We start from the raw sequence: 13571 nt of genomic DNA, 5'->3' as shown, positions 1-13571 counted from the left end.
CGGCGCCGCTCTCGCGGACCTGGTTGCTCGCCGTCGTGGTTCCTCAATTGATGGTTGCGGTGATCTAGTGGAAAGAGAATCTTTCGTGATCGGAACCGTTCTGGTCGCCAACCGGGGCGAGATCGCCTGCCGCGTCTTCCGCACCTGCCGTGAGTCGGGAATCCGGACGGTCGCCGTGCACTCGGACGCCGACGCGAACGCCCTCCACGCGCGCGTGGCCGACACGGCGGTACGGCTGCCGGGGGCGACCCCGGCGGAGACGTATCTGCGCGGCGACCTGATCGTGAAGGCGGCGGTCGCGGCCGGCGCGGACGCCGTGCACCCCGGCTACGGCTTCCTCTCCGAGAACGCGGACTTCGCACGCGCCGTCCTGGACGCGGGGCTGGTGTGGATCGGCCCGAATCCGTCGTCGATCGAGGCGATGGCGTCCAAGACGCGCGCGAAGGAGCTGATGGGCCTCGCGCCGCTGGGCGAGCCCACGGAGGCCGATCTGCCCCTGCTGGTGAAGGCGGCCGCGGGCGGCGGGGGGCGCGGGATGCGGATCGTGCGCCGCATGGAGGAGCTGGGCGCCGCACTGGAGGGAGCGCGCGCCGAGGCCGCGAGTGCCTTCGGGGACGGCGAGGTCTTCCTGGAGCCGTACATCGAGAACGGCCGCCACGTCGAGGTCCAGATCCTCGCCGACACGCACGGCACGGTCTGGGCGCTCGGCACCCGCGACTGCTCCCTCCAGCGCCGCCACCAGAAGGTCATCGAGGAGTCCCCGGCACCCGGACTCTCCGAGGGGCTCGTGGCCGAGCTGCACGCGCTGTCCGTACGGGCCGCCCGCGCGGTCGACTACGTGGGCGCCGGTACGGTCGAGTTCCTGGTCGCCGACGGCAAGGCGCAGTTCCTGGAGATGAACACCCGCCTCCAGGTCGAACATCCGGTGACGGAGGCGGTGTTCGACGTGGACCTGGTGGCTCTCCAGATCGCGGTGGCGGAAGGCCGCGCGCTGGACGCGGGCGAACCTCCACGCGCGCGTGGCCACGCCATCGAGGCCCGCCTCTACGCCGAGGACCCGTCGACCGACTGGACCCCCCAGACGGGCACTCTCCACCGCCTGACCGTCCCGGGCTCCGTCCGCCTCGACACCGGCTACGACGACGGCACCGAGATCGGCGTCCACTACGACCCCCTGCTCGCCAAGGTCATCGCCCACGCCCCCACGCGCGCGGAGGCGCTCCGCAAACTGGCGGGCGCGCTGGAACGGGCCACGATCCACGGCCCGAGGACCAACAGGGACCTGCTGGTACGGAGCCTGCGGCACGAGGAGTTCACGTCGGCGGCGATGACGACGGCGTTCTACGACCGCCACCTGACCGCGTTGACGTCCCCGTCCCCGGACCCGTACGCCCCCTTGGCCGCCGCCCTGTCCGACGCCCACAGCCGCCGCTCCCGCTTCGGCGGAGGCTGGCGCAACGTCCCCTCCCAGCCCCAGACCAGGCGCTACGAACTGGCAGGAGAGGAGCACGAGGTCCGCTACCGCCACACACGCGACGGCCTGGACGCGGACGGCGTGCGGGTCGTGCACGCGGACGCTGCTCTGGCCGTACTCGAAGTGGAGGGGGTGCAGCGCAAGTTCGACGTGACGAGGTACGGCGACGAGGTCTACGTCAACGCGACCCGGCTCAGGGCACTGCCCCGCTTCTCGGACCCCACGGCCCAGCTGGCCCCGGGTTCCTTGGTGGCCCCGATGCCGGGAACGGTGGTCAGGATCGCGGAAGGCCTCGCCGAGGGGGCCGAGGTCGAGGCCGGTGAACCGATCGTCTGGCTCGAAGCGATGAAGATGCAACACCGCATTTCGGCCCCGGCAGCAGGAACGCTGACGGCGCTCCACGTGACCTTGGGCCAGCAGGTCACAGTCGGCTCTCTATTGGCGGTAGTCGAACCCACCTAAAGGGGCGCGGGGAACTGCGCGACCAGCCACGGACCACCCGCACCCGGAAGGAGTCCCATGCCACCCACGATCGAATCCGAAGAACACACGGCCCTCCGCAAAGCCGTAGCCGCCCTCGGCAAACGCCACGGCCGCACCTACAACCGAGAAGACCTCTGGTCCGAAGCAGCCAAGCTCGGCTATCTCGGCGTCAACCTGCCGGAGGCATACGGCGGTGGGGGCGGCGGCATCTCCGAACTCTCCATAGTCCTGGAGGAGTTGGGCGCCGCAGGATGCCCCCTCCTCATGATGGTCGTCTCCCCGGCCATCTGCGGCACAGTCATCGCCCGCTTCGGAACCGACGCCCAGAAGAGCGAGTGGCTCCCCGCCCTCGCGGACGGCACCCGCACCATGGCCTTCGGCATCACCGAACCCGACGCCGGCTCCAACAGCCACCGCATCACCACCACGGCCCGCAAAGACGGCACCGACTGGCTCCTCACCGGCCGCAAGGTCTTCATCTCCGGCGTCGACATAGCCGACGCCACCCTCATAGTCGGCCGCGCCGAAACCGTGTCCCATAGAGAGGGCCGCACCGGCAGCCTCAAGCCCTGCCTCTTCATCGTCCCCCGGGACGCGGAAGGCTTCACCCGCCACCAGATCGACATGGAACTCCACGCCGTGGAGAAGCAGTTCGAGCTGACCCTCGACGACGTACGCCTCCCCGCCGACGCACTCGTCGGAGACGAGGACGCGGGCCTGCTCCAGCTCTTCGCCGGCCTGAACCCCGAACGCATCATGACGGCCGCCTTCGCGATCGGCATGGGCCGGTACGCGCTCGCCAAAGCCATCGAGTACGCCCGCGACCGCACCGTCTGGAACGCCCCCATCGGCGCCCATCAGGCCATCGCGCACCCCTTGGCGCAGGCGCACATCGACCTCGAACTGGCCCGCCTGATGATGCAGAAGGCGGCCCGTCTCTACGACACCGGCGACGACGTCGGCGCGGGCGAGGCCGCCAACATGGCGAAGTACGCGGCGGGGGAGGCCTGCGTGAAGGCGGTCGACCAGGCCGTGCACACCCTCGGCGGAAACGGCCTCACCCGGGAATTCGGGCTCGCCTCGTTGATAACGGCCTCGCGCGTGGCTCGTATTGCCCCGGTGAGCCGGGAGATGATTCTCAACTACGTCTCCCACCAGACCCTGGGCCTGCCCAAGTCGTACTAGGCCGTCTTGGAGGAACCGTGTTCCGCAGCGAGTACGCAGACGTCCCGCCGGTCGAACTCCCCATCCACGAGGCCGTCCTGGGCCGGGCGGCCGAGTTCGGGGAGAACCCCGCACTGATCGACGGCACGGACGGCACCACCCTCACGTACGCCCAACTGGACGCGTTCCACCGACGCGTAGCCGCCGGTCTCGCCGAGGCCGGGGTCGCCAAGGGGGACGTGCTCGCGCTGCACAGCCCCAACACGATCGCGTACCCCACCGCGTTCTACGCCGCCACGCGCGCGGGAGCGACCGTCACCACCGTGCACCCGCTGGCCACACCCGAGGAGTTCGCCAAGCAGCTGCGGGACTCCGCGTCCCGCTGGATCGTCACCGTCTCCCCACTGCTGGAGACGGCCCGCCGGGCGGCCGAACTCGCGGGCGGCGTCGAGGAGATCTTCGTCTGCGACAGCGCCCCCGGACACCGCTCGCTCATCGACATGCTGGGCTCGACGGCCCCGGAACCGGTCATCGACATCGACCCCGTGGAGGACGTGGCGGCACTGCCGTACTCCTCGGGCACGACCGGCCTTCCCAAGGGCGTCATGCTCACCCACCGCCAGCTGGCCACCAACCTCGCGCAGCTCTCACCCGCCCTCGCGGTAGGCCCCGGCGACCGCATCCTCGCCGTGCTGCCCTTCTTCCACATCTACGGTCTGACAGCCCTCATGAACGGGCCCCTGCGCAACGGTGCCACCGTCGTCGTCCTGCCCCGCTTCGACCTGGAGACCTTCCTCGCGGCCATCCAGAACCACCGCATCACCGGCCTGTACGTCGCCCCGCCCATCGTCCTGGCCCTCGCCAAGCACCCGCTGGTCACCCAGTACGACCTGTCGACGCTGCGCTACATCCTCAGCGCCGCCGCCCCCCTGGACGCCAAGCTCGCCGAGGCCTGCTCGCAGCGCCTGAACCTGCCGCCCGTGGGCCAGGCGTACGGCATGACGGAACTCTCGCCCGGCACCCACGTCGTCCCCCTGGCCGCCATGCGCCACGCACCCCCCGGCACGGTCGGCCGCCTCGTCGCCGGCACCGAGATGCGCATCGTCTCCCTCGACGACCCCGACAAGGACGTCGGCGTCGCCGAGGACGGCGAGATCCTCATCCGCGGCCCCCAGGTCATGAAGGGCTACCTGGGCCGTCCCGACGCCACCGCCGCCATGATCGACCCCGACGGCTGGCTGCACACCGGCGACGTCGGCCATGCCGACGCCGACGGCTGGCTGTTCGTCGTCGACCGCGTCAAGGAACTCATCAAGTACAAGGGCTTCCAGGTCGCCCCGGCCGAGCTCGAAGCCCTCCTCCTCACCCACCCCGGCATCGCCGACGCCGCCGTCATCGGCGTCTACAACGACGACGGCAACGAGGTCCCGCACGCGTACGTGGTCCGCCGACCCACCGTCACCGACCTCTCCGAAGGAGAGGTCATGATGTACGTCGCCGAACGCGTCGCCCCCTACAAACGCGTCCGCCAGGTCACCTTCATCGACGGGGTACCGCGGGCCGCCTCCGGGAAGATCCTGCGCCGCCGACTGAGGGAGCTCCAGTGACACTGATCGGCCGCGCACGCGCGCGGGGAATCGAGACCCTCACCCTCGACTCACCGCACAACCGCAACGCCCTGTCGGCCGCGCTGGTGGGCGAGCTGGCGACCGCCCTGGCCGAAGGGGGGAAGGACGGCGACGTCCGCGCGATCGTCCTCACCCACACCGGGAACGCGTTCAGCGCGGGCGCCGACCTCAAGGACCCACCGGACCCCCATGCCCTGGTGGGACTGCTCCGGCAGATCATCGAGCTGCCCAAACCGGTGCTCGCCCGGGTCACCGGCCACGTCCGCGCGGGCGGACTGGGCCTGCTGGCGGCCTGTGACATCGGGGTGGCGGCCAACGAGTCGAGCTTCGCCTTCACGGAGGTACGGATCGGGGTGGCCCCTGCGGTGATCTCCCTGCCGCTGCTGCCCCGCACCGACCCCCGCGCCCTCGCCCGCTACTACCTCACCGGCGAACGCTTCGACGCCGCCGAGGCCGCCCGCATCGGCCTCCTGACGGCGACCGGCGACGCCGTGGACGACGTACTGGAACCCATCCTGGACGGCCTGCGCAAGGCGGCCCCCGAAGGCCTGGCGGAGACGAAACAGCTGCTCACCGCTAGGGTGCTGGAAGCCTTCGACCGGGACGCGGCCGACCTCACCGCACTCTCGGCCCGCCTGTTCGCCTCCGCACAGGCCCGCGAGGGCATCACGGCCTTTCTGGAACGACGGGACCCCGCATGGGCGCTGTGAGCACGGTCGGCGACCGTGTGGAACGTACTCCCAAACAGGACCGCAGCCGGGCCACCCGGCAGCGCCTCCTGGAAGCCGCCGTGTCCTGCCTCGCCGAACACGGCTGGGCGGGCTCCACGGTGTCGGTGGTCGCCGAACGCGCGGGCGTCTCCCGGGGCGCCGCCCAGCACCACTTCCCGACCCGGGAGGACCTGTTCACGGCGGCGGTGGAGTACGTCGCCGAGGAACGCTCCACGGCGCTCAGGGCCCTGTTCCCCGAAGGCGCGGCCGGCGACCGGCGAGCGGTCGTCTCGGCGCTCGTCGACCTCTACACCGGTCCGCTGTTCCGGGCCGCCCTCCACCTGTGGGTCGCCGCCTCCAACGAGGAGCAACTCCGCCCGCGCGTGACGGAACTGGAGGCCCGCGTAGGCAGGGAAACGCACCGGATCGCGGTCGAGCTGCTGGGCGCGGACGAGTCCGCGCCGGGGGTACGGGAGACGGTCCAGGGCCTGCTGGACATGGCTCGCGGTCTGGGCCTGGCCAACCTGCTCACGGACGACGGGACACGGCGGGACAAAGTGGTCGCCCAATGGACGGCACTGGTGGAGATCGCCCTCAGGGACTGAGCCGCTCCACCCGCCAACTCCCGTCCGGCTCCGCCACATACCGCAGCCGGTCGTGCAGCCGGTTCTCCCGGCCCTGCCAGAACTCCACCGCCTGCGGAGCCACCCGGAAACCACCCCAGTTCGGCGGCACCGGCACCTGCTCGCCCTCCGGATACCGGGCCGCGAGCTCGGCGTACGACGCCTCCAGGTCCGCCCGTGTGGCGATCACCGACGACTGGGCACTGGCCCACGCCCCGAGCTGCGAACCGTGCGGGCGGGTCCGGAAGTACGCGGCGGTCTCGTCCCGCCCGGTACGGCGCGCGACACCCGTGACGACGACCTGCCGGGCCATCGGATGCCACGGAAAGAGCAGCGAGACGTACGGATTCTCGGAGAGGTCGCGCGCCTTGCGGGAGTCGTAGTTCGTGTAGAAGACGAACCCCTGCTCGTCGAACTGCTTCAGCAGCACCGTACGAGAGGTGGGCCGGCCCTCCGCGTCCGCCGTGGAGACCACCATGGCGTTCGGCTCGAACAGCTGGGCCTCCGTCGCGGCCTGCTTGAACCAGCGCGCGAACTGCCCCACGGGCGTGGCGGAGAGATCGCTCTCGGCAAGTCCCTCGGCCCGGTACTGCTTGCGCATGGCGGCGGGATCGGGGAAGGGAACGGGTTCGCGGGAGACGGCGTCTGCGTCGGTCACGCCGTCATCTTGCCGTATGGAATCCGCCGGAGAGCCGGTCGGGGCCCACCGCACCAGGGTGGCACTCAGTGCCGCAAGGACTCCCCAAGGGTGGCACTCGGGGATATGGTGCAGATGCCGCCGCGGTGGGGTGACCACCCGCCGTACGGGGCATCACAGGGCCAACCGACCATCCGGAGCCGTCCCCTCCGCAAGTTGCCCCCACACCGCCCCCGACAGGACCTGTCGCACACATCATGAGGAGCCGCCTGATGTCCGACCTCGACCCCGGCTTTGACCCCGGTTTCGTACCTGGCCTCGAAGGAGTCGTCGCGTTCGAGACGGAGATCGCCGAACCGGACAAGGAAGGCGGCGCCCTGCGGTACCGGGGCGTCGACATCGAGGACCTGGTCGGCAACGTCTCGTTCGGCAACGTCTGGGGCCTGCTCGTCGACGGCGCCTTCCGCCCCGGCCTGCCGCCCGCCGAGCCCTTCCCGATCCCCGTGCACTCCGGCGACATCCGAGTGGACGTCCAGTCCGCACTCGCGATGCTGGCGCCCGTCTGGGGCCTGAAACCCCTCCTCGACATCGACGAGGCGCAGGCCCGCGACGACCTCGCGAGGGCGGCCGTCATGGCCCTGTCGTACGTCGCCCAGTCCGCCCGCGGCCAGGGCCGCCCCATGGTCCCCCAGCACGAGATCGACAAGGCCCAGTCCGTCGTCGAACGCTTCATGATCCGCTGGCGCGGCGAACCCGACCCCAAGCACATCGCCGCGGTCGACGCGTACTGGACGTCCGCCGCCGAGCACGGCATGAACGCGTCCACGTTCACGGCCCGGGTCATCGCCTCCACCGGCGCGGACGTCGCCGCCGCCCTCTCGGGCGCCGTGGGAGCCATGTCCGGCCCGCTGCACGGCGGCGCCCCCTCCCGCGTCCTGCACATGATCGAGGAGATCGAGCGCACCGGGGACGCCGACGCGTACGTCAAGCAGGCCCTCGACAAGGGCGAGCGCCTGATGGGCTTCGGCCACCGCGTCTACCGCGCCGAGGACCCCCGCGCGCGCGTGCTGCGCCGCACGGCCCGTGAGCTGGGCGCGCCGCGCTTCGAGGTCGCCGAGGCGCTGGAGAAGGCGGCCCTGGCCGAGCTGCACGCCCGCCGTCCCGACCGGGTGCTCGCGACCAACGTCGAGTTCTGGGCGGCCATCGTCCTCGACTTCGCCGAGGTGCCGGCCCACATGTTCACGTCGATGTTCACGTGCGCGCGTACGGCGGGCTGGTCGGCGCACATCCTGGAGCAGAAGCGGACGGGGCGGCTGGTGCGGCCGTCCGCGCGGTATGTGGGGCCGGGTTCGCGCAGCCCGCAGGATGTCTTGGGGTACGAGGACATCGCCCACTGAGAGGGGTGCCTGAGGGGCGCGGGCGACTGCGGGCCGTATGTGGCCGATCGCGCAGTTCTTCGCGCCCCTTGGGGCGTTGATCTAGGCCGGAGTCAGCAAGGTGCCGTGGTGCCGCTCCGCCACCAGCGGGTGCGCCCGCAGCTTGCCCTTGAGCTCGTTGTAGCCGTACTCCGCGAACAGCGGGTTGGTGGGGTCGTCGGAGACACCGGGCGCGGCCGAGGCGTACGGGAAGGTCAGGGGCTCCACGCGCGCGTCGAGACGCGGGTTGTAGAAGAACGGGACGGAGAACCGCTCGGTCGCCCCGGGCGGGGAGACGACCCGGTGATTGGTGGCGACGAGATACCCATTGGTGGCCACCTCCAACAGCTCACCAAGATTCACGACGAACGCCCCGTCCAGCGGCGGCACATCGTGGAACCGCCCGTCCTCACGCTGCACCTGGAGCCCGCCGACCTGGTCCTGAAGCAGCAGGGTCAGGAACCCGTAGTCCTTGTGGGCACCGACCCCCTGATCAGCCCCGTCCCCGGCACTCCCCGGATAGCGCACGAGCTTCAGATGCGGATGGGCGTGCGCCCCGAAGATCGGGTCGTAGAAGTCGGCGGGCGCCCCGATCGAGGCGAGCAGCTCGTGCAGAAGCCGCTCGGCGACGGAGCTGAGCCGTTCGACCCACCCCAGCGCGGCGGTCCGCAGCTCGGGCAGTGAGTCGGGCCACTGGTTGGGCCCCTGGAGCCACCAGTAGGCAGGCTCGTCGGCCCCCAATATCCGAGCCTCCCGCTCGGCCCCGATGTCGAGCTGATCCCGCCAGTCCCTGCTGCCCCCCGTCCGCTCATCCCCGGTCCGCGTGTACCCGCGGAAGTGCGGCGAGCGGACGTTGTCGATGGCGAGTCGCTCCGCTTCGGGAAGGGCGAAGAACTTCCGCATGGCGGAGAGCAGGGAGCTGACCTCCTCCCGACCGACCCCATGGCCGACGAGCTGGAAGAACCCCACGTCATGGGCGGCACTGTGCAACTGGGCACGGAGCAGCGCACGCGCTTGGGGACCGCGATCGGCGGCGGAGAGATCGATGATCGGGAGCTGCTGGTACGACGGGTTCGTCGACACGTTCGTCATGGAGTTCGTCCACAGAAGGAGGAGAGGGAGCAAAGCAGGGAACGGCAGCGGGTGGCTGCGTCAGAAAGGGGCCGGAAGCTCAGATGGAGCGTCGACAGCCCATGCTCGTGACGCGGACGTAGTCCACGTGGCGGCGTCGAACGAGCGAAAGCATGAGGTCAGAGTACTGCGCGCCGCAAGAAACGCGGGTGTCGCAGATCACTCCCGAAAATCCTCCAGGAACGCAGACGACCCGCAAGCTCGGGTTCCACCGCCTGAGCGGGGGAGCCGGCCGGACGTACCGGCGAGCTTGCGGGTCGGGTGACTGCGTTGGTCTGGGCCGGCTGCGTGGGTCTGGGCCGGCTGCGTGTTTCGCTCACACGCTGGTCCGACACCACACTGGGTGGGATGGCGGGCCGCTAGCCCGCAGCCACCTCGCGCGTCCGGGTTTCACTCATGTACCCGATCACCTCCTCTCGGCGTGAGGCACACACTAGGAAGCGATCGGCGACCGATCAACCGATTTTCCGGGATGTTGACGGTGTCCCTTCGGCACGGACGCTGTAGCCGTATCCGTCGCCGCGTTGCAGCAGCCGCAGATTCCAGTAGGAGACGTTGATCCGTCCCTCCGGCGTTGTGAGGCTGTGCTGCCCTCTGGCCCGCACCGAGATACGGCCGGTCCAGGTGCCCGCCCACTTCCCGGTGGGCATGGTGGCTCGTACGAGATCTCCTGTGACGTACCCGAAGTGTTGCTTGACGCGAGCCCGCCGCAGGCGAGGGAAGCCGAATCGGTCCGGCGTGGTACGAGAGTATGAGCCGCGCCCAGCCGCTTTGGCGAGGAGAATCTGCGCGGGGAAGCGCACGATTGTGTCGCCACTCTCGTGGTCCAGACGCCCGACAGAGAGCGCGTCCAAGGTGTGGGTCTTGGCCAGCCCCATGGCACTGCGGTTCCACTTCGTACGGCCGCCCGACCAAGTGTGAACCGGGCGGCCGAGGCCACTCAGCGCTTCCGTGAGCTGCCAGCGGGTCGCGTTCATGGCGGCTGCGTCATGGAGCGGGGTTTTTGCTTGCTGGAGGATCTTTGTGAGGCGGTCGGGTTGGTGGGCGAGGAAGGCTTCGACGGGGGTGTTGCCCTTGACCTTGTTGCAGGGGACACAGGCCAGGACGAGGTTGGAGATGCGGTTCGAGCCCCCTCGGCTGCGTGGTCTGACGTGATCGATGTTCAGGGGTACGCCGGTTGCGCCGCAGTAGGCGCAGGCGCTGTTCCACTTGGCGTGTAGGTAGGCCCGGGTTTCGGTACCGGCCAGGGTTCCTTGCTGGTACTCCACCGCGGTGAGGGCTCGGCCCGCGCTCATGGCGTGGGTGTCGAAGGCGACGCTTTCTAGGTGGATCTCGGCGATCGGCGCGTAGCGGCACAGCCGGGCTGTCCAGGAGGCGGTGGTGTCGACGCGGTGGCGTAAGGAGGGTGGGAGCCACCCTGTGGGGCGAGTTCGGTTGTTCGAGCGTGGTGCTCGGTAACGGCAGTTGGCGGAGCGCCGTCTATGTCGGTAACCGGCGCGCTGTTGCATGCACAGGTGGATCTGGTCGCCACGGTGCTGGAGTTCGACCGAGATCAGCCCTCGCCTGACGGTGATTACGGCGCCTTGTCCGTCGACTTCCTTCTTCTCGTCGGTGAGAGCGAGGCCCGTGCCTTTGGAGCCCGGGTCGATGCGCAGTTGTACGCCGTCGACTTCCGACTCGGCGAACGTGCGGTCCTTCAGCCGGATGGTGAAAGGCACTTGCCGGGCGACAACCGCCCTTCCCTTGCCCAGGAGTTCGCGGGCGCGGGCCGGGTGGCAGGGCATGAGCGGCTGCCCGTCCTTGGAGAGGACGAAAACCCTGCTCGCGCCGACACCACCCGTGTACGACTCGTCTTGCGCAGGAGCGTCACCGCTCCCGTTCTCTGCCTTGGCGTGACGCCGACGGGCTTCGGTGCCGGGCCCGTCGGTCTCCCCTCGCCCATGTTCCCTGCCGGTGCCCCGCGCGATGGCGGGGTGTCCGTGAGCCGTTTCGTCCCTGCTCCCAGGGGTGTCTGCTCCCACGGATTCCAGAGCAGGCTGCTGACAAAGCACAGCCTGGTGGGTCTGCTCGCCTGCAGGAAACGTAGTCATCGGGGCACCTCCCTGACCTCTCGGATCGCGATGACTTGGGCTGGTCAGCCGACGACCTTGCGGTCGGGGAGCGACTGACCTCCTCTCTGAAGTACAGGACCGAAATTACTAACCAAGATCCGTCCAGGAGGTATATGCGGACGAGCTGCGCTCATTCGTGCGAAGAACCCCAAATCCTCGAACGCGCAACCGATCTTGCTGCTACAGGAAGCACGTCAGCCTCGCCCCACCGAACCGACGCTCACCTCACCGGCGTAGAGCCCCCGCCAGATCCAGCGCCGAAGCGATCCGCACCGCCACGTCCTCCGCGTACACCGCGTCGGACCGCTCGAACTGGCTGCGCCCGGCCCCCCGCAGGAACGTCACGACCCCGAGCGTCCGCCCCCGGCTCCGCAGGACCGCGCACAGCGCGTGTACGGCGTCTCCCGGCCACTGCCGGGCCAGGGCCCACTCCCGTGCCTTCTCGGGCGGTACCGCCCCCACGCTGGCCCGTACGGCGCCCGTACGGTCCACGCACTGGAGCGCCGGATGTCCCTCGGCGTAGCGCACGGGCAATCCGGCCTGTCCGGTCAGCAGGCTCGGGCCGGGCGCCCCGGAAGGCGTCGAGGCGACCCGTACCAGCCGTACCGGTGTGTCCGACTCGGCGGCCGGTTCCCCCGCCACCCGGTCGATGAGCGCGTGGTCGGCGAAGCCGGCGAGGGCGAAGTCGAGGTGGATCGTGGCGGCCTCGGCCGGGTCCTCGCACTCGGCGGCGGCGCGGGCCGCGCGGTGCAGCTGGTTGGTGCGGAAGCGGAGCAGGGACGCTTCCTGCTCGGCCTGCTTGGCCTCGGTGACGTCGTTGAAGAGCCATCCGACGCCCAGCGGCACCGGCTCCTCGGCGAGCGGCGAGGCCAGGCGTACGAAGCCGCAGCGCCAGCAGCGCCGCTGATCGCCCTCGGGTGTGCGTACGCTCACCCAGATCTCGGCGGGTGCGGGCGGCGCGCCCTCGGCCAGCACATGGGTGAGGGCGCTCTCCAGCTCCTCCACGCCCTGCGCGAGCAGCTCCCCGAGGGGTCGGCCCAGGACGGACGTACGGCCGACACCGAGGGCCCGGGCCGCGTGCGCGTTGACCACGGCCGGCCGTAGATCGGCGTCGACCAGCACGACACCCCAGCTGGCGTCGTCGAACAGGGCCTCGCTCAGCGCGATCGACCGCTCCAGGTCGATCTGCGCGTGCACCTCGCTGAAGGCGCAGTACACCCCGGCCGGCTTCCCGTCGGGTCCGCGTACGGCGGCCGACTGGGTCCGTACGAGGACCCGCCCGCCCTCCTTGGTCAGCAGGGCGAACTCGTGCACCTGCCGCCCGGGAGCCCGCATGGCGGACAGCAGCCACCCCTCGACCTCCTGGGCGTCCGCGCTGCGCACCGCCCACCCGGCGAACCCCTGACGCCCCACCGCCTCCGCCGCGGTCCAGCCCAGGATCCGTTCGGCCTCGCGGTTCCAGTGGGTGACGACGCCGTCGGCGTCGAAGGCACACAGTGCCGCGTCCATGCCGTCGAGCAGGGCGGCGAGCAGATCCGCGCCGTCGGGCTGTTCGGGCTCGTTCGGCCCCAGCTCGTCGGTGGTCCCACTACGCCGCGAAGCACTCACCTGGACCCCCTGCAGGCTGCGTCCGTCCGTACGGCACGTCGGTTCGCTCACTTGCAATCATCTAACTGGAACGTGACGCAGCACACACCGGGTTCCCGCAAGTTGGGGGAATCGTTGTACGCCGCTTCTGTCTCTACGGTGCCCGATCCAGCCGGAGGTCGACCCACAGGTCGGTCTCGGGCGGCAGCACATAGCGTTCGACCTCGGTGAATCCGTGCTTCTCGGCGAAGCGCAGACCGTCCTCGTTGACGGCCAGGACACAGGTCTCGATCGTGGTGGCGCCCAGCACGCGTGCGTGGGCGAGCCCGTTCTCGTACAGCGCCGTCCCGACCCCCTGCCGCCGGTGCTCGGGCAGCACGCGCGCGATGACCGTCGCCGCCCCGCCCTCCGGGGGCCGCACCGTGGAGCAGCCGACGAGCACGTCATCGACGTACGCGTTCTCCAGCCGGTACCGCGCGCCGCGCTCCCGCACCGTGGCGAGGTCCAGCTCGTCGGCCGGAACGATCACGTTGTGGACGTATCGCCACTGCTCCAGCATGGCGTCGCCCACGGCGGGCTCTATTCGAACATCAGACACGAGATCCACT

Annotated in this window: 11 protein-coding genes; 6 read left to right on the top strand and 5 right to left on the bottom strand. The window is 70.2% G+C overall.

From position 1 onward, the window contains the following. Window positions 1-85: 85 nt before the first annotated feature. Genes TN53_RS15570 through TN53_RS15550 form a run of 5 tightly spaced genes read left to right on the top strand, consistent with a single transcriptional unit; the run spans window position 86 to window position 6064 of the window. A complete protein-coding gene (locus tag TN53_RS15570) occupies window positions 86-1936 on the top strand; it encodes an acetyl/propionyl/methylcrotonyl-CoA carboxylase subunit alpha (RefSeq protein ID WP_046259065.1) in 1851 nt (616 codons plus the stop codon). Window positions 1937-1993: 57 nt separating this feature from the next. Then, complete coding sequence (locus TN53_RS15565; RefSeq protein WP_046259064.1) at window positions 1994-3142, top strand: acyl-CoA dehydrogenase family protein; 1149 nt, start codon at window positions 1994-1996, stop codon at window positions 3140-3142. Between the two features lie 17 nt (window positions 3143-3159). Further along, window positions 3160-4728, top strand: coding sequence for a 4-coumarate--CoA ligase family protein (locus TN53_RS15560; protein ID WP_046259063.1), 1569 nt, complete (start codon window positions 3160-3162; stop codon window positions 4726-4728). Further along, window positions 4725-5459, top strand: coding sequence for an enoyl-CoA hydratase family protein (locus tag TN53_RS15555; protein ID WP_046259062.1), 735 nt, complete (start codon window positions 4725-4727; stop codon window positions 5457-5459). The genes TN53_RS15560 and TN53_RS15555 overlap by 4 nt, the downstream gene beginning before the upstream one ends. After that, on the top strand, window positions 5447-6064 hold the full coding sequence (locus TN53_RS15550; protein ID WP_046259061.1) for a TetR/AcrR family transcriptional regulator: 618 nt from the start codon (window positions 5447-5449) through the stop codon (window positions 6062-6064). Before TN53_RS15555 ends, TN53_RS15550 begins: the two co-directional genes overlap by 13 nt. Here TN53_RS15550 and pdxH read toward each other — a convergent pair. Next, window positions 6054-6683, bottom strand: coding sequence for a pyridoxamine 5'-phosphate oxidase (pdxH, locus tag TN53_RS15545; protein ID WP_199924581.1), 630 nt, complete (start codon window positions 6681-6683; stop codon window positions 6054-6056). The genes TN53_RS15550 and pdxH overlap by 11 nt on opposite strands. Window positions 6684-6991: 308 nt before the next feature. Here pdxH and TN53_RS15540 point away from each other — a divergent pair, with 308 nt between their 5' ends. Then, window positions 6992-8116, top strand: coding sequence for a citrate synthase 2 (locus TN53_RS15540; protein ID WP_046259059.1), 1125 nt, complete (start codon window positions 6992-6994; stop codon window positions 8114-8116). Between the two features lie 81 nt (window positions 8117-8197). Here the strand turns inward: TN53_RS15540 and TN53_RS15535 are convergent, their stop codons facing one another. The 4 genes from TN53_RS15535 to TN53_RS15520 form a co-directional block, all read right to left on the bottom strand. Next, window positions 8198-9226, bottom strand: a complete 1029-nt coding sequence (locus tag TN53_RS15535) for an isopenicillin N synthase family dioxygenase (RefSeq protein WP_046259058.1) — start codon at window positions 9224-9226, stop codon at window positions 8198-8200. 494 nt (window positions 9227-9720) lie between these two features. Continuing rightward, entirely contained in the window at window positions 9721-11355 is a 1635-nt protein-coding gene (iscB, locus tag TN53_RS15530; protein ID WP_095046509.1) for an RNA-guided endonuclease IscB, read from the bottom strand. Between the two features lie 246 nt (window positions 11356-11601). After that, the gene (locus TN53_RS15525; RefSeq protein ID WP_046259116.1) at window positions 11602-12984 is read right to left on the bottom strand and encodes a PAS domain-containing protein; all 1383 of its coding nucleotides are present in this window, start codon (window positions 12982-12984) and stop codon (window positions 11602-11604) included. A gap of 133 nt (window positions 12985-13117) precedes the next feature. After that, a complete protein-coding gene (locus TN53_RS15520; RefSeq protein ID WP_046259115.1) occupies window positions 13118-13561 on the bottom strand; it encodes a GNAT family N-acetyltransferase in 444 nt (147 codons plus the stop codon). Window positions 13562-13571: the final 10 nt, after the last annotated feature.

Source organism: Streptomyces sp. WM6386 (assembly GCF_000972385.1).
Lineage (GTDB): Bacteria > Actinomycetota > Actinomycetes > Streptomycetales > Streptomycetaceae > Streptomyces.
Note: the sequence above shows the minus strand (reverse complement) of the source record. Positions and strands in the feature narration are given on the sequence as shown.